The sequence below is a fragment of the Paenibacillus sp. J31P13 genome (genome assembly GCF_056269295.1).
Genome location: NZ_JBWDNR010000001.1, coordinates 1,304,616 through 1,321,562, shown reverse-complemented (window position 1 = coordinate 1,321,562; position 16,947 = coordinate 1,304,616). Strand labels below are relative to the sequence as shown.

The following is a 16,947-nucleotide window of genomic DNA, read 5'->3' as shown; positions in this document are numbered from 1 at the left end:
AAGCTCCCCCTACTTGTTTTTTCAGTACACTTTGATTAAAAGGTCAAAATCACTTTGCCCTGGGAGTGGCCCGTCGACACCTTAACCAACGCTTTATTAATGTCATCGAACGTATAAGATGAATCTATTGAGGGCTTTATATTTTCATTTTCAATAAGTTTAGTGATTTCTTGTAATTGACTTCCATTGGCTTGTACGAATAAAAAACGATATTCATTTTGATTTTTATGTGCTAATAAATCTAAGCGAGCACCCACTAAACCAAACAATGCTTTTTTCCACATCGGAAAATGATTGTCAACCGCAAACCGATAATTAGGTCCAGCTTTCAATGACACCAATTTCCCATGTGGTTTTAAAATACCAAGTTCAGCTTTAATCTCTTTGGTACCTAAGGTGTCGATCACATAATCGATATCGGACAGTATGTCAGCATAGTTCTCTGCCTTATAATTTATGAATTGATCAGCCCCAATAGACAGTGTACGTGATCTGCCTCTTTCACTGCCACTTGTAATTACATATAACCCCATTGATTTGGCAATGGGGATTGCCATAGCGCCAAAGCCGCCGGTTCCTCCAGGAATGAATAGTTTTTTATTCGGTTGGGCATTGAGTACGACGTGTAACGCTTGATAAGCAGTCAAGGCAGTAAGGGGCACCGCAGCTGCTTCAATGAAAGATAGATTTTTAGGCATGATGGATAAGGCATCTTCATTCACTGCCGCATATTCAGCAAAAGCACCGATTTTAGCAAGTGGTAACCTCGCATACACAGGGTCACCAACCTTAAAATTCAAAACATCATTGCCAACCGCTTCAATAACACCAGATAGTTCATTTCCTAAAGTTAATGGCAACTCATAGTCGGCAATCAATCGAACGCTGCTATTCAAATTAAGAATGTCGAGTGGATTTACACCTGCAGCTTTTACTTTGACAAGTACTTCATGACTATTGATTTCAGGTATGTTAACATCATTTAATTCCACTTGGATTTTCTTTGAATATCTCTGTATTTGTGCTGCTCTCATGTTTCGTCCTCTTCCTTTGCTAATTTTGGGATAGAACACAATGAATACGATCACTGAGTCTATACCAATTTTTTTCAAATAGATAATCATGGCGCACAATTTTCAGTTGTACGCCATTAATTACCGTATTCTCTAATACTACCTTATTGGGTTTCTAATTCTACCATTGTGGGATAATCCGTATAACCTTTGCTTCCCAGACCAAAAAATGTTGTCGGATCTGCTTCATTCAATGGCGCACCTTTTTGAAGTCGTTCCACTAAATCCGGATTGGCTAATGACCATACACCAACAGGCACCAGATCAGCAAGGCCACTATCTATATCCACGCTGAGATCCTCCAGAGCTCGTCCAGCACGATTGACTAACAAAGGATTCGTCCAGATTGAGCGAATGTCTTGGAGCAGTTCTTCGTTTCCAAGATGCATGATATGGAGGTAAGCTAAATCCAACTGAGCTAATTTTTTTACAAGATGACGATAAAGTTCAGGGCCTTGTTCACCATCTTGTATCCCACCAAGAGGTGTCCCTGGCGAAATCCGGAAGCCTGTTCTTTCTGCTCCAATTTCTTCGACGATGGCTTTCGTTACTTCAATCGCGAAGCGAGTACGATTTTCTATAGATCCCCCGTATTCATCCGTCCGTGTATTCGAATTTTCTCCGATAAATTGATTAATCAGATAACCATTGGCTCCATGAATTTCAACGCCATCTACACCTGCTTTAATAGCCGCAGCTGCTGCTTTTCGAAAATCGGAAATAGTGGTTTGAATATCTTCTTTACTTAACTCACGCGGAACAGGAATGTCCTGCATACCTTTAGCTGTAAACAATTCTGCACCTGGCGCGATTGCAGATGGCGCAACAGGTTGACGATGATGTGGTGTATTGTCTGGGTGCGACATGCGACCGGCATGCATTAATTGGATATACATATATCCACCTGCTTCATGCACTGCATCGGTAACCTTTTTCCATCCTTCAATATGCTTATCCGTATATATTCCAGGTGACCATAAGTACCCTTGACCATCATCAGAAGGTTGTGTACCTTCTGTAATAATGAGTCCCATTGACGCTCGTTGAGCATAATACAGCGCAGTTAACTCTCCCGGTGTACCATCTTCATTCGATCTACTACGTGTCATGGGCGCCATCGCTAAACGATGAGGTAATTCCAATTCTCCGATTCTTGTTTTGCTCCACAATTTATCCATTTTTTACACTCCTCTTTAAAAATCGTTACCATTTTGTATGGTTCTTGCTGTTATTGATTAGATTGATAACTTGCACCAATTACTTTATTATTACTTTGTATTAGGATAAATGTGGATATATAGCAGATACTCCACCGGCAAGAATACTTTGGATATGTCGGCTCGTATCATCCGCAACAATTTCAAAGCTGTCGGATTCTATACCATCAATAGCAATTTTAGCGATGTCCGCAGGGTTGGACTTGGGAACTTCTAAGCCCGACGTCATGTCTGTCTCCATAAAGCCCACATGTAATCCAGCTACTCGCACATTTTGAGGATGTAGATTTAAACGAAGGTCGTTCGTCAATGCCCACAATGCTGCCTTTGCAGCCGTATAAGCGCCGACAGTTCCCGAACTAACCCAAGATAATGCAGAAAGAATATTCAGAATCGAGCCACCACCGTTATTTGCTAAAATCGGTGCAAAAGTGCGAACCATGGAAAGTGTGCCAAAGAAATGCGTATTAAACTCCAAATGTATTTGATCAAGCTCACCTTCAAGCAAGGAAGCACCTGTAGACGATCCTGCATTGTTGATTAAAAGTGTAATATCCTTAGCAACCTTAGCAGCTGCAACTACCTCTTGAGAGTTCGTAATATCAAGCTTCACAGGTATTACACCGGGAATATTAATGGAGTCTGGAATTCTCGCTCCAGCATAAACCTTAGCCCCTCTGGATAGTAGTTCAAGCGTTAGCTCTCGGCCAAGGCCTCTGTTCGCACCGGTGACAAATGCGATTTGTTCAGAAATTTTCATTATAGGTTGCTCCTTCTATTATGGTGTTTTGGTACAATATTCTTTTTCTCTTTAAAAATACGCAAGTGATGAATTCCTTAAAGTGTTGGGCGGAGAGAAATCTTAAAAATACGGGAATGATCATTCTAGAATATGTATAAGTATGATCCCTTCATGAAAGGAACTTTGTTGACTCACTATTCGAGAACGATCATTCTAAAAACGAAATAAGAAATGTTGTCCTTTTAAGTGTAAACTTCACAAAACAGCTTAGACTTACACATAATAGAACAATCATTCTAAAGATATCAAACTATTTCACAAAAAGTTTTATGGATATGTTGGCTGTACGGTGAAGTTTTTCTTTGGGAATGGAGGTTCTTGTCATTACCCTCAACCCTACACATACAGCATGCAGATGTTCAGCGAGTTCTCCGGCATCATAATCTGAGGTGAATTCTCCATTCCGCTGCCCCCATAGAATAATATCCTTAAACATTTGCTCTGATAGTGTAAATGATTCAGTGGACTTGGAATCTACATCGGCATCGCGCATTGCCAATTCCACTGCCGAATTCACCATTAAACAGCCAGATGGTGAGTCTTCTTCACCATTTATCATGAAACTAATAATCAACTGAAGAGCCTCCTCAGCAGTCTCGGAGCGTTTAACTACTCCTGTAAGTTCCGTATTGATTTTAGCGCAAAATCGATCCATAGCTTTAAGAAACAGCATATGTTTGTCACCAAACGTGTCATACAAACTTCTACGATGGATCCCCATATGCTCCACCAGATCAGCCAAGGATGTCTTCTCATATCCTTGTTTCCAAAATAGCTTCATCGCTTTATCCAGTACTATGCTCTCTTCGAATTCTTTGCTTCTTGCCATCCCATTTCCCTCCTCCCATTCTCAATATAACATATTGAGAACGATCGGTAAAGAATGAGCGAATCATAATGCTCATTCCAATTATTATCATATGCAGTGTAACGACCTATAGTTCAAGTAAGTAAGCTTGTTGTTAGACAGTTCTTCCATCTCTCGCTCTATTGCATTTAATCATGTATTCATTCGGTAGTAAGTACTTTGGTTTGTTTAGCAACCTCATCTATCGTTTGTTAGTCTGATGAGATTTTTGTTCCTCAGACCTGAGTTATACTCCCGGATTACTTCAAGAAACTTTAAATTAATTGTCTATGTAGAGCTCGTTTTTAGCCTCGTCATACTTCCAGCCGTTTAAATGATAAGTGCCCTCCTGGTTATACGGGATTTGTTCCGCCCACTAGGTGGATTCCACTGATATGCTATTTGGACCAAATGCATTCCCTCTCATAACGGTCCAGCCCGTCATGTCACCTGTTTCAAAACCAGGATTCTCAATTTGATAGACTGCGTCCGTAACAGACAGTCCCTTGTTTTCCTTGTGAAAAGGGGCTTCTCCTGCGTTAGTCACTGGATCAGCGCCTGCCGAAATTACGGGAGTAACAAGCTGGAGAAACATAACCAAAATCACTACTTTGGATATCCAAGGTTTTCTACTCTTAAATTTTCTCATTCAAGAGCCTCCTTCATAATTTTTCATTCGTGCAACTTCGACACCTAATTTCGAAATGCTCTCCTTGTAAAAGGATGAATTGTAAATAATTATGAAAGGAGAGTAACCAATTAAAGCGATTTCAAACAGTTGCAAATCTTTATGTCTGAACAAATTGGTAAGAAGCGCAAAGCGCTTCTGTTACCAATTAGACTGCATATTCCATATTTCAACGAATTTAATCAGTGGTTCGCCATCTCCCCATATTTCTAAACCTAAGGCATCCATTCGGCTCGGATATACCCGGGTCGTCAGGCTTTTCAAACCGTTGGCATAGGCTTCGACCATGGAACGATCCAAATAGATGTGAAGCTTCAGATTCTCCCCTTGAAGCTCCAGCTTACCACCTTGAATCCCTCTACACTTTTCACCCGGATCCAGTGTCGTTTTTGTTCGGTCTACCAAGAGCTTAGCTTCATTAAAATCATAATACAGCAGCGTTTCTTCTTCTCCATCCGACGTACACCGAACTTTGATTCCAAGTTGTGTAGAATTACAAGGTTCCAGTTCCACTTGGATCTCAAGCATGTCACCTCGAACATTCCTTAGCGATAGATTTGCCTCAGCCAAAGACTTGTCACGAATCGATAGCAGTTTAGTACCACGCAGGGACTGTAGTTCCTGAATCGGCTCAATTCCCAACCGCCCGTCATCCCTCAGATACACACTTAACGGCAATCCACCATTATGGGCCCAGCCCGATTGGTATTCAAGCTCAGATGTCCGATTGCCTTGAGCTATCGTAAATATAATCTTTCTGCCTGTCTTCGGATCCACCATTCCACTCGGCCCGGTAAAATGGAAATCTCCGACGTCAATCAGTTCTGGCTCTACTTGATCTGGAATAAATGAAAGATTGTGTTTATCAAGTTGTCCAATCCAATAGAATACTTCGACATCGGCTCCCTTTCCTACCGGACTGACCAATAGGAGATGTTTATTATGACCATGCTTATCGGTACCAAGAGGAAGAAGCACAGGAAGTTCCCAGATAGGCCCAAGATACGGGGACTTCTGAATATCTGCTTGATAAAATGGCCCTTTGTACGTCCAGGTCAGCATATCCTTTGATGCAAACCCAAGCGCTGCTCCACCTTCGCCTTCGATTCCCGACCCGACCAAGGCATACCAACCATCATCGTCCTTCCAGACAAAAGGATCACGAAAATCTCCGAATGCGCCCATTCCTTTTTCCTGTACGATGAGTGGATCCGGATGTTTAACCCACTTAACCAAATCCGGGTCTTTATCTTGGGAATAAGTGCTCCGGGCAAGCGCTACACTCTGATTCGGCGAAGCACTGTCATTTCCCGCTGTAAAGAACAAGACAGGCAAGCCGTCTGCATCATAAGTCGCGCTTCCCGACCAAATTCCGTCCGGTGCTAGCTGATCCTTTTCAGGAGCCAAGGCTATGGGTAGATCACGCCAATGTACCAAATCCTCACTTACCCAATGTCCCCAATGGATATGATAAAAGAACGGCCCCAATGGATTATGCTGATAGAACAAATGATATTGCCCGTCAAAAAAGATCGGCGCATGAGGTTCGTTCATCCAATGAGCAGGTGGACTGACATGATATTGCGGTCTGTGTCGGTCCGACAGGAGGGGCGTTCTGTCAAGCTTGATATCATCGTATTTTAATTGAGGATGCATCTCCCTGTGGGAATCCAGCACTTGCCGATATGAAGCCGCCACTTCTTCCATGCTTAGGGCAGTGTTATAAATCTTGAGCTCATCGATAATTCCGCTGAACATCTGAAGGCTGAACACGCCTGCCAGCATGCTGCTGTGATTATTCTTGCCAATGAGCAGTTCTTTCCCGACCGCCTCTGCCAACCGTGAACCGCGGGGTAAGCCCGTCGAAGCGATCTCACTACCGTTCAAATACAGCTTGAGTTCACCCCCGTTACCATCAAACACAGCGTTCACATAAGACCACTGATTCTTGGGCAGTTCGTAACCGTCCGGTGACCAAATTTCTTTCCACTCGCCTCCTTCCAGCCCAACCTGAAAGGACCAGGTGCCGTGCCGGAACATACCCAGCAGATAACCCTGTTTGCGCTCCATATCATGCCGGTTCACAATGGCAGTCAGTTTGCCTTCATGACCCCAATCATAGAAGCGTGGCGCCACCCATACTCCTATACTTAGTGCCGGAAGAGATATCGTCATGGGATTTCTCTCTTCTCCGTGCATGGGATGGGAAATGTATGTTGAGTAACCATCGAAGAGGAGACTGCTTCCCGTCACTCCCTGTGTCCACTGCGGATTGCGCGGTTCGGTAAATTCGGCTTGATTAAATACATATTGAATTTCATTTCGGACTTGGGATACGCTCTCCAGAGCACTTGCTCCGTTTCCTTCGTCAAAAGCCCAATGCATCATTAACCCCAGGTCGTCAGCTTTGCGGCTCATGCCTCATTCCCCCCTACAGTCTGCGCAGTTGTGCCAGCCGGATTATGAATGGACTCAAGAGTATGGATCTGAAGTGAATCTATTACAATCTGCCCTGATTTCGTACTAATCTCACACTTCTCAATTGGTGCGTCAGGGAATATCTGATCTGTCAGCACAACCAGCCCTTGATCCGCGTACACTTCCACCGAATTGCGGTCCAGCCAAATATGAAGCTTGAGTCGTCCATTCACAGCAGCAATACCTGTACCGTGCCTACATCCGAATTGAGAGTGAAAATCAGTTACGCCTGATTTTGAGCGGTCGATGAACAGCCATTGCTCAGCCGGGTCATATCCGATTATGATTTCGCTCTGACTAGAGGATTTCAGATGAACCTGTACCTCGCCCCCCAACCGGACATCGATCTCAGCCTCAATCTCTAGCAGATCCATATTTGTCCGTTGCAAAAACGGGACATCCCGCGTAACTGTGACTGCCTTCCAACTCATGGAATCCTTGCGCAGCTTCGTAACTTCCCGGACAGGCATTTGGGTCAGAACTACCCTCTCATCCAAGCTGGTTAGCGACAAGGTGCGGGGCAGGGTCATTGCGCCTCTCCAGGAACCGGTAGGTGTCTTGTTGGCATACTTCCAATTACTCATCCACCCAATAATTACACGCCGTCCATCCTGCTCAGGAATATCCGACCAAGTAACTCCCGCGTAATTGTCTCTGCCATGATCCAGCCATAGGATATTCTCAGCCGGATTATCATTAATAAACGTATGTCCATCGAATTCTCCAATAAAATATTGTGTACGCGATCCTTCCGGACAATCAGGATGATCCCCGATACTTATGATAAGCACCCATTTAGATAATCCGGTCTCATCAACTGGCAATGCAAATAGATCAGGGCATTCCCAAACACCGTCATGCGAGCCGTCACTACTGCCGAATTCGCCGGTCAGCGACCATTCAAGCAAATTTGTGGATCCATAGAACCTGGCATGGTCTCCTGCTACAATAACCATAACCCACCGCTCACTTTGCGGATGCCAGAATACCTTCGGATCCCGGAAGTCTATCAGATCATCCTCTGCTAGGACTGGATTCCCTTCATACTTGTGCCAGGTTTGGCCGTTATCGCGACTGTAAGCCAAGCTTTGCCGCTGGCGAGGCTGGCACGTCACCGGATTGATATCCGCATGGGTAAAGATCGCAACAAGTCCATGGGAATCTTCGAAAAATCCGCTGCTATTCTTCCAGTCCACTACACAGCATCCGGAAAAAATAGCCCCATGCTCATCCGGAAATAAAGCAATAGGTGCGTGCTCCCAGTGAATCAGGTCCTTACTTACAGCATGACCCCAATGCATCGGCCCCCATATATTACTGTAAGGATGATTCTGGTAAAAAAGATGATAGCTTCCCTCATAATAAACTAATCCATTCGGATCATTCGCCCAGTTGGAGGGAGGCGAGAAATGAAACCCTGGTCTGAAACGCTCGGCATTTTTCTGTTGATCGGACTCTATCTTCTGGTTAATCTCATCTGTCGTCGGCATAGATCCAAGAGCCCCTTTTCGTGTTGTAACTAACGCTCCTCCAGCATTGGCAAAGGTCAGCATGCTAATCATTTGCTTGTCGGTTAGATCATGCAAAGAACTTTCGTTTTCCAGAATTTTATATAACAAGCATCCAAGAAAAGCATCGCCTGCTCCTGTCGTGTCGATAACATTGACCTCAAAACCCTGTACATATCCATCCTGGCCACCCAAACGGTAATAGCAGCCTTTTTCCGCTAGAGTGACGACAACAAGTTTAATATCAAATTGCTGCGCCAATTCCATTGAACCTTTTTCAACATCGCTGGTACCTGTGATAAAAGAAAGCTCTTCTTCCGATATTTTCAAAATATCGGCATAATTCATGCCCCAATAAATATTTTGTCTGGCTTCCTCCGTGCTCTCCCATAACGAAAACCGGATATTCGGATCGAACGAGAGCAACACTCCTGATTCCTTAGCTTTGAGAACTGCCGTTCTGGTTGCGCTACGTGCCGGTTCATGTGTCATGGACAATGAGCCATAATGTAAAGCTTTGCAGGTTTCAATCCTGTCCAGCGGGACATCCGTAGGGTCCAAGAATGTATCTGCTCCCGGCTTACGGAAGAAGCTGAACGATCTGTCCCCTTTGTCATCCAGATGAACAAAGGCTAGCGTTGTACTTACTTCATTTGTGAAAGATACATCAGATACATCAACACCGCTGCAAAGCAGTGTTCGGTGCAGCAAGGAACCGAATTGATCCTCTCCGACCTTGCTGATCAATGCTGTTCTGGAACCTAATCGGGATAGTGCAGCGGCTACGTTTGCCGGAGCCCCTCCCGGATTGCATTCAAATTGCTCGTTCCCCCCGACTGAACGCCCTGCCGGAGTAAAGTCTATCAATACTTCTCCTATGGCGATAACATCAAGCATAGTTTCTCCCCACCTATCATCTATTTGTTTATTTTTTCAGATTTGCGTTATAACGATCCAGACCGGTTTGATAAATTTCCATTAATTCTTTTAGGCCCATCTTGTCCAGTGTCTTCAGATAGTTGTCCCATTCCGCATCTGCACCGCCATCAACAATGAATCTTCCTCTTTGGGTATTTACATACTTAATCAGTTCAGGCTCAATTTTGTTGATTTTATCCAATTCCTCCGGTTCAAAGAAGATATTCGGATAGTTTTCCTTTTCCATATATGGATTGTAGTATTGCTCCAAATCCTTTGCACGTTGTTGGGCCCGAGGCTCCATATCTACAACTTTTCCGAAGTCATCGAAAGTAATGACGCCAGGTGCGCCCGATCCCGGAGCAACTTGTTGACGAAATTCACCTGCAGAGGTTCCCTCAGGAAGTGGCAAATTCACCAGTTTTCCGTTTTCGTCCTTCTTGTATACGATATCTAGCGGACCCCAGTGAATTTGTGCAGTCATGTAAGGTTCAAACTGCTGGTCAATCCAACGCATTGTAATTTCCGGATTGCTGTTCCCTTTGGTAATTACAAAAGATCCGCGTCCCGGGCCACCGCCATTGGCGCGTCCAATCGTTTGGTCCCCATCCGGTCCTTTCAACGGAGACAGTAGAACATAGTCCTTAGCGCGTTCAGTTCCGACAACTTCTTCGACTTCCCACCAGACATAAGATCCTAGTGTCTCATCCGTAGTTTTACCTTTGGCAAGATACTGTGCATCATCCTGAGTGAAGGATTCCGGATCAATCAGGCCCTGCTTATACCATTTTTCATGGAAATAATTCAGAGCTTCCTTATATTCAGGCTGTGTCGCGGTAAAAATAACACTCCCGTCACGAACGACCCGGTGCTCGAGGTTATCCGGAAGTCCAAATGCCGCGAAAAGGCCAGCAATATCCGAACACCACTGCATGTGCCTGAAGCTTAACGGGATTTCATCCTTCTTACCATTACCGTTTGGATCCTGCGTTTTAAAGGCAAGCAGAGCTTCCGTATATTCATCCAGTGTTTGTGGTACCTTCAGCCCTAGCTTATCCAGCCAGCTTTTATTGATGACGTGAAAGAAGGGGTTGGTTCCTAGATTATTCTCTTCAAAGGATGGTAGCCCGTAGATGTGTCCATCCGGTGCTGTGATCGATGATTTGATATCAGGCCGGCGATCGAGAAGCGCTTTCAAATTAGGCGCATACTGATCAATTAAATCCTCCAGAGGAATAATAGTTCCATCTTTACCGTAATTGATTAACTCGTAATCAGAGAATCCGGCTGTATAAAAGGCATCCGGCAAATCACCGCTCGCGAGCAACAGGTTTTTCTTTTCTGTATAATCGGTGTCAGGAATGTTCTCCCAGTTAATTTTTATATTAGTATCCTTTTCCAGACGGTTGAAAATTTCCATTTTCGAGAACTCCGGTGCCAATGAAGCTTTCGGGGATACCATTCTTAATGACACTACTTTGTTAACAATCGGAAGACCGGTTTGATTGAAATTTGCTTCCTGATTCTGATTGCCCTGATTATTTGCCCCGTTACCATTTCCCGAACATCCGCTTACCGCAAACGCTCCAGCCAGCATTACAATTCCAGCACCTTTGAATAAAGATTTCATTTGTACATAACCTCCCCTTATTTCGTTCCACAAGCGTAAATCATATATTGCTTTTCCTCAGTATTCATCTGATCCTGTACATCCCCCCTTTCAAGAACCTGCAAGTATCATCCCTTAATCGAGCCGATCATTACACCTTTAACAAAATACTTCTGCAGGAAAGGATACAATATGAGCAGCGGCAGACTGGATACCATGATGACACCGTATTTGATCAGTTCTGTAACGCGCATCTTGGCTGCATAGGATTCCACATCGATCATCATGCCGGAGTTGACCTGATTCTGGACAAGGATGTTGCGAAGCACCAGTTGCAGCGGATACTTGCTCTCATCGTTCAGGTAAATCAAAGCATCGAAGAAACCATTCCAGAAGCCGACAACATGATACAGCACCATTACCGCCAGGATGGACTTGGATAAAGGCAGGACGATGCTCCAGAAGAATCTGGTATTGGAACATCCGTCAATAGAGGCTGCTTCCCACATTTCATCCGGTATGGACGACTGAAAAAAGGTTCTTACAATGATGATGTTGAATACACCGCCTGCTCCGGGAATGACAAGTGCCCACATCGTGTTCAGCAGGTGCAGATCCTTAATCAGCAAATAGGTTGGAATCAGACCGCCGCTAAAGAACATTGTGACCAGCAAAAACCACATAATCACTGACTTCCCCGCCAGATTCCTGCGGGCTAACGGGTAGGCTGCAAACACAGTCACGGTTACTCCAATTAATGTTCCCAGCGTTGCATATAAAATCGAATTGGCATATCCGATCCAAATGGAGGAATCGTTGAAGATCCGCTCATAACCATCCAGCGTGAAGCCTTTCGGAAATAACCAGACTTCACCTGAGTAGATATAATTGGGATCACTAAGTGATGCAACCAGTACAAAGTACAACGGGTATAATACGAGCAGCATAATGATGGTTAACAGAAAGTAATTGATGATGTCAAACCACGCGTCTCCTCTGCTCTTTCGCTTCAATAATGAATTCAAAAGTACTCCTCCTTACCAGAGACTGGTTTCTGTCATTTTTTTGGCAATCCGGTTAACGGTGAAAATCAGGATAATATTGATAAAAGAGTTGAATAGGCCAACTGCAGTAGAAAAGCTGTATTGAGCCTTCTGAATCCCCATTTCATATACATAAGTCGGGATAATATTGGAGGTTGCATAATTCAAATCACTCTGCATCAGGAACGCTTTCTCAAAGCCGATGCTCATAATGTTGCCGAGTGCGAGAATCAGCAGGATAACGATCGTCGGCAAAATGCTTGGAATATCCACATACCATACACGCTTCCATTTACTCGCTCCATCCATAATTGCCGCTTCATGTAGTTCTGGATTGACTCCGGCAAGAGCAGCAAGGTAGATAATGGTGGCAAATCCTGTTTCCTGCCAGATGCCTGACAGTATATACAAAGGACGGAACCAGCCTGCATCGGCCATAAACAGAATGGGATCTCCTCCAAACAAGGTGATGACGTGATTAACAATTCCGCTATTTGGAGACAAAAAAACTTTAAGCATGCCGATCAGCACAACGGTAGATATAAAGTGCGGTGCATAAATCACTGTCTGAACAAATTTCTTGTACGTCTTACCCAGCATCTGATTCAGCATAATCGCGATTAGGATTGGAGCCGGGAAACCAAACAACAACGAAAGGAAACTGAGTGAAAGCGTATTCGTGATAATGTTCCAGAAGTTATAGGAATTAAAAAAATCTATAAAGTGCTGGAATCCTACCCACTCACTTCCCCAGACCCCCTGACTTGGTGAAAAATCCTTAAAAGCAATTTGCACCCCATACATCGGATAATACTTAAATACGAGATAAAGAATAATGATCGGTAGTAAAAACAGGTAGAGTTCATAGTCGCGTTTGAACCTGCTCCATATGTTATGTTTTGGTTTGATCATGGAATGATCCACCCCGCTAGTTTTTGAATTCACGCTTATTCTCCCTTTCATTTAAAATTAATCATTTTTGAAACGTTTCCAACTTTTTAGAAAAAACCTAGGTTTGAAGATCTATAACAGGAATCAACAGATTAAGCTGATTTTTTCAATTCTTTTATAAGAGCTGGGCAATCTGATTATTTTTGAAACGTTTCCAATTTAGAAAGAAAAACTTCAGTTAGTAGATTAATTACACAGGATGCGCTGAAGTTTTCCGTTCCAAATGGGATCATGTAGTTTCACCTTGCTTGAATATAACGGGGATATGATACACTTGCTTATCTAAAGGTATGCCTTCGATCTTGTTATAGAGCAGTCTGATTGTCATGCGTGCCATCTCTTCCACCGGCTGCCTGATCGTTGATAAGATAGGATGAAAATAAGGATTATCCTGAATGCCGTCATAACCGACGACCTTCACATCTTCTGGAATACGAATCCCCTGCCTGCGTGCTTTGTCTATATAGTTGGCAGCCAGCATATCGGTAATGGCAAAAATACCATCTACATCGCCATGCTCGTTAAGGAACTCGTTAATATAGGCATTCTCATCCACTATGGGATCTGGCTTCTCGTAGATTATATAATCGATTCCCAAAGCTTCCGCTTCATGAATGAATCCTTGTCTTCGGTTCATGGTTTCGCTGAAAACGGAAGTGACGCTTCCCATAAAAGCCGGTTTCTTAGCTCCCGCTTTCACAAGCTCCCTCAAAGCAAGACGTCCTCCCTCATAATTATCTGAAGTCACACAGGTAATCTTCTTGTTAAAGTGTCTGTCGATGCTTACAATCGGTATGTCGTTGCTCACATTATTCTCAATATCGTTGTATGTTATGCCAACAATACCAGCCACTTTGTTCTGCCGTAGCATATCCAGATAATATAGCTCCTTCTCAGGTTTGCCGCCGCTATTGCATAACATAAGCTTAAAGCCTTCCCTGTCCAATTCATCCTCAATGTAATAAGCCAATTCAGAAAAGAATGGATTCCAGATGCTTGGAAGCAGCAGAGCTACCATCTTAGATTTCTGCATCTTGAAATTTCGGGCTACTTCATTTGGGAAATAATTCAGTTCTAGTATGGCTTCCTCAACTTTTTTCCGTGTCTTGGGTTTTACAGCTCCAGAGTTGTTAATGACTCTGGATACCGTTCCTACAGCAACGCCGGCTAAGTTTGCTACATCTTTAATACTTGTCATTTTATACCCCCGAACTCTCTATGAAATTTATAATAGCATCAAATTGGAAACGTTTCAATATTTTTTTTGGAAACGTTTCAAATGTCTTTACTTGTGAGTGATATCGAAAGTAATCGTTCGAGCGATTGGGAGCTTTGATTGTTTGCAATCCCCAACTAAATCAGATTCAAACACCTTATTCAGCAAGGTCGCGTTAAATCCGCTTAACTGGATTAACTCCCTCCTGCTATCTCCGATATTGGGATTTTTAATTCTTTTAACGACATCATTTCCAAAAAAACGTAGTATGTCATTTCTTTCAAGGCGATTAGCAAAAGCCAACTTTTCAAAAAAGGACCAAGGCGTTTCATACGCCTTGATCCATTCCTTCCTCCAAACAAAGTTCATTTTCAGCCTCCTTGTGCCAGTGCCATGTATATTTCAGATTCTACATAGCCAGACGAATGAATTGCATCTCGCCATTGGTTTTTGCTTATCCAATCGCATTGGTCACATGCACTCCATTTATCTTCAGCGCATTCTCAACCGTAAAGGAAAAATACTCCATCGGAATTTCGAAATCGGTTGATAATCCGTACTCCTTTCTAACATCTATGAAAATCTGATACAGATTCTTGGCTTCCTTTGCAAGCCTTTCCCCTCGGTCGAATGCATCAGGAAAGAAGTAGTCGGTATAGCTACTTCCGCTATTTTCAGGATATGCTGAAATTTCCGGAGAATCATAACACGTAAGTGCCAGCTTTATATCATTCATAGATCGGAGACCATAAAACCGATGTTCATGAGTCATAAATCTCCCAATTATTTGAGATTTCTTGTTCTCTAAGAAGAAGGTCCTTCTTGCCAAAAGCTCCTCTTGTCCAACTGATATTACAGTAGTTCATTCATAAGGGACAAGTCGAGGGCGAGTGAAAGATCAAGTATATGATTTATATAAAAAGGCCCCACTTCAGTTTTTAATTACTAAGCAGATACACGATCACCAAGTACGTATAGTTGCTTCAATAGGTCCCTCTCCCTTTATTTTAATAAGAAAACATTCGCACAGTTATAAGCTACCCTATTACCTGTAGTCTGAGTGAATTACATTCTTTCGATTCGAAGGTTTCCAATCGTTAGTTTAAATCGCGATACAGAAAGGCATAATAAAGGATATCTCAGCGCGCGCTGATTCAAGGGGTGAAATGATGACAGCAATTTCTTTAGAAGCTTTAGAGCAGCACCTCGCCCTAATTGAGGACTCGGAGATAATTGATCGAGAGACTACCGACGGACTTCGCTTGACATTTATTTATCTTGGAACCTTAATCGATCAGGAGCGTCTTAACGAATCGATTCTTGAGCCCCTCGTTCGATCATTCCAAAGTTCGGTGGAAAAAAGCCTGACTACCGCCAAAATTGCACGTTTGTCCAATTTGGAGCAAGCCCTCCAGTATCTCATGAAGGGCTCAGTGCTAGTTCACGATTCATTCAGCGGGCGATGGTACGCTATTATGCTCCCCAACTCGCTCAGCCGGTCTATCGAAACCTCAGAGACGGAAACAATAATGTTCGGCCCAAAAGACAGTTTCAGCGAGCAGCTGGAGCAAAACATCTTGCTGATTAGAAGAAGGCTTCCTTTAACAGCGCTCAAAACAGAGAGATACTCCGTCGGCTCATTAACCCAAACAACCATAGTCCTTATGTACATCGACGGGCTAATCAATCCAGAATTTGTAGCGGTCGCGAAAAATAAGCTTTCCAGCATCGACTTCGATATGTTTTTGGACTCTTCACATGTTGCAGCGTTTATGGAAGACCATAATCACAGCATCTTTCCTCAATATCTTCAGACCGATCGACCGGATTCCTGCGCGTATTCACTAGGCATCGGAAAATTGGTCATTTTGGTAAATAACACTCCTTTCGCCTTAGTCGCTCCGATTACGCTGTTTCACTTGTTTCAGTCACCGGAGGATTATATAAACCGCTGGTTGGTAGCTAGCTTTTTGAGGCCATTACGCTATCTCAGTTTTCTTCTTTCCATTACTCTAATTCCAATTTACGTGGCATTAACGACTCATCATTATCAAATGCTTCCCCTGCAAATTTTATATGTAATCATCGAGTCTCGTAGCAAACTGCCGCTATCCCCCTTCTGGGAAGCTTTTATTATTCTTATTACGCTAGAAATTATCAAGGAAGCCAGCCTAAGAATGCCGACCAAAACGAGCCAAAACTTGGGGGTAATTGGAGGAATCGTTATAGGACAAGCTGCGGTAGAAGCCGGATTCGCAAGCAAAGTGCTAATCGTATTGGCAGGCATTTCGGCGATTTCCACTTTTCTCGTTCCAAACTATCTGGTCACCAAATCCAGTTTACTGCTTCAATTCATATTCTTGATTCTCGCGACCTATTTAGGCGTTCCCGGTATCGTGCTTGGAGTCGTCGGCATGTTAGCCCATCTGAACGGGCTCACGTCCTTGAACCAGCCCTACTTGGCGCCGGTATCTCCGTTTTATTGGAGAGATTGGGTCGATCTTTTTGTCCGAGGGCCGTTACACGCTATGCGCATTCGTCCTGAAGCATTGCGTCCTTTGAACAAGTATCGTATTAACCGAAGGAGTAAATGAACC

14 protein-coding genes are annotated in these 16,947 nt (G+C 43.5%); 1 reads left to right on the top strand and 13 read right to left on the bottom strand.

Annotation, left to right across the window (positions count from 1 at the left end; all coding sequences use genetic code 11):
* Positions 1-35 precede the first annotated feature (35 nt).
* From AC0YOD_RS05970 to AC0YOD_RS05910, 13 genes are all read right to left on the bottom strand, one after another.
* Positions 36-1,034, bottom strand: coding sequence for an NADP-dependent oxidoreductase (locus tag AC0YOD_RS05970; RefSeq protein ID WP_475798297.1), 999 nt, complete (start codon positions 1,032-1,034; stop codon positions 36-38).
* 143 nt (positions 1,035-1,177) lie between these two features.
* Positions 1,178-2,251 carry an alkene reductase gene (locus AC0YOD_RS05965; RefSeq protein WP_475798296.1) on the bottom strand — a complete coding sequence of 358 codons (1,074 nt, stop codon included), beginning with the start codon at positions 2,249-2,251 and terminating at the stop codon, positions 1,178-1,180.
* A 100-nt stretch (positions 2,252-2,351) separates the two neighbouring features.
* Positions 2,352-3,050 (bottom strand): SDR family oxidoreductase, encoded by a 699-nt coding sequence (locus tag AC0YOD_RS05960; RefSeq protein ID WP_475798295.1) that lies wholly within the window; start codon positions 3,048-3,050, stop codon positions 2,352-2,354.
* 292 nt (positions 3,051-3,342) lie between these two features.
* Complete coding sequence (locus AC0YOD_RS05955) at positions 3,343-3,921, bottom strand: TetR/AcrR family transcriptional regulator (RefSeq protein ID WP_475798294.1); 579 nt, start codon at positions 3,919-3,921, stop codon at positions 3,343-3,345.
* A gap of 394 nt (positions 3,922-4,315) precedes the next feature.
* Positions 4,316-4,588: a hypothetical protein gene (locus AC0YOD_RS05950; protein WP_475798293.1), complete on the bottom strand. Its 273-nt coding sequence runs from the start codon at positions 4,586-4,588 to the stop codon at positions 4,316-4,318.
* A 180-nt stretch (positions 4,589-4,768) separates the two neighbouring features.
* Complete coding sequence (locus AC0YOD_RS05945) at positions 4,769-7,045, bottom strand: GH32 C-terminal domain-containing protein (protein WP_475798292.1); 2,277 nt, start codon at positions 7,043-7,045, stop codon at positions 4,769-4,771.
* Positions 7,042-9,510 carry a PfkB family carbohydrate kinase gene (locus AC0YOD_RS05940; RefSeq protein WP_475798291.1) on the bottom strand — a complete coding sequence of 823 codons (2,469 nt, stop codon included), beginning with the start codon at positions 9,508-9,510 and terminating at the stop codon, positions 7,042-7,044. The genes AC0YOD_RS05945 and AC0YOD_RS05940 overlap by 4 nt, the downstream gene beginning before the upstream one ends.
* Positions 9,511-9,538: 28 nt before the next feature.
* Entirely contained in the window at positions 9,539-11,161 is a 1,623-nt protein-coding gene (locus AC0YOD_RS05935; RefSeq protein WP_475798290.1) for an ABC transporter substrate-binding protein, read from the bottom strand.
* Between the two features lie 107 nt (positions 11,162-11,268).
* Complete coding sequence (locus tag AC0YOD_RS05930; protein ID WP_475798289.1) at positions 11,269-12,165, bottom strand: carbohydrate ABC transporter permease; 897 nt, start codon at positions 12,163-12,165, stop codon at positions 11,269-11,271.
* A 12-nt stretch (positions 12,166-12,177) separates the two neighbouring features.
* The gene (locus tag AC0YOD_RS05925) at positions 12,178-13,095 is read right to left on the bottom strand and encodes an ABC transporter permease (protein ID WP_475798288.1); all 918 of its coding nucleotides are present in this window, start codon (positions 13,093-13,095) and stop codon (positions 12,178-12,180) included.
* 268 nt (positions 13,096-13,363) lie between these two features.
* Positions 13,364-14,332: a LacI family DNA-binding transcriptional regulator gene (locus tag AC0YOD_RS05920; protein WP_475798287.1), complete on the bottom strand. Its 969-nt coding sequence runs from the start codon at positions 14,330-14,332 to the stop codon at positions 13,364-13,366.
* Positions 14,333-14,419: 87 nt separating this feature from the next.
* Positions 14,420-14,719 carry a hypothetical protein gene (locus tag AC0YOD_RS05915; protein ID WP_475798286.1) on the bottom strand — a complete coding sequence of 100 codons (300 nt, stop codon included), beginning with the start codon at positions 14,717-14,719 and terminating at the stop codon, positions 14,420-14,422.
* Between the two features lie 85 nt (positions 14,720-14,804).
* Positions 14,805-15,122 carry a hypothetical protein gene (locus tag AC0YOD_RS05910; protein WP_475798285.1) on the bottom strand — a complete coding sequence of 106 codons (318 nt, stop codon included), beginning with the start codon at positions 15,120-15,122 and terminating at the stop codon, positions 14,805-14,807.
* A 397-nt stretch (positions 15,123-15,519) separates the two neighbouring features.
* Between AC0YOD_RS05910 and AC0YOD_RS05905 the strand changes: the two genes are divergently transcribed.
* Positions 15,520-16,944 (top strand): spore germination protein, encoded by a 1,425-nt coding sequence (locus AC0YOD_RS05905; RefSeq protein ID WP_475798284.1) that lies wholly within the window; start codon positions 15,520-15,522, stop codon positions 16,942-16,944.
* Positions 16,945-16,947: the final 3 nt, after the last annotated feature.